The sequence below is a fragment of the Pseudomonas oryzihabitans genome, from assembly GCF_007665395.1.
In the GTDB taxonomy this organism is placed as follows: Bacteria; Pseudomonadota; Gammaproteobacteria; order Pseudomonadales; family Pseudomonadaceae; genus Chryseomonas; species Chryseomonas psychrotolerans_C.
Genome location: NZ_VDND01000032.1, coordinates 1 through 395 on the forward strand (window position 1 = coordinate 1; position 395 = coordinate 395).

At 67.6% G+C, this 395-nt stretch carries 1 pseudogene; it reads left to right on the top strand.

The features are described 5' to 3' along the window. Positions 1–331 (top strand): annotated as a pseudogene (locus FSV73_RS25450) (undecaprenyl-phosphate 4-deoxy-4-formamido-L-arabinose transferase); the annotation flags it as partial. Between the last annotated feature and the right edge of the window lie 64 nt (positions 332–395).

The window sequence follows — 395 nt, forward strand, 5'->3', positions numbered from 1 at the left end:
GTTCGACCTGCTGACCTGCATGACCACCACCCCGCTGCGCATGCTCAGCCTGTTCGGCGGTGGCCTGGCCATCTTCGGCTTCCTCTTCGCCGCGCTGCTGCTGGTGCTGCGGGTCACCCACGGCGCCGAGTGGGCGGCCGATGGCGTGTTCTCGCTGTTCGCCGTGCTGTTCATCTTCACCGGCGCCCAGTTCGTCGGTCTCGGTCTGCTCGGCGAGTACCTCGGCCGGGTGTACCACGACGTCCGTGCCCGGCCCCGGTTCCACGTGGAACAAGTGATCCGCGCCGCCACCCTTTCTCCTTCGCCGGCGCCGCTGCGCCAGGTCCAGTAACAGGAAAGCCCCTGATGAAAACCGCCATCGTCTTCGCCTACCACGACATCGGCTGCGCCGGCCT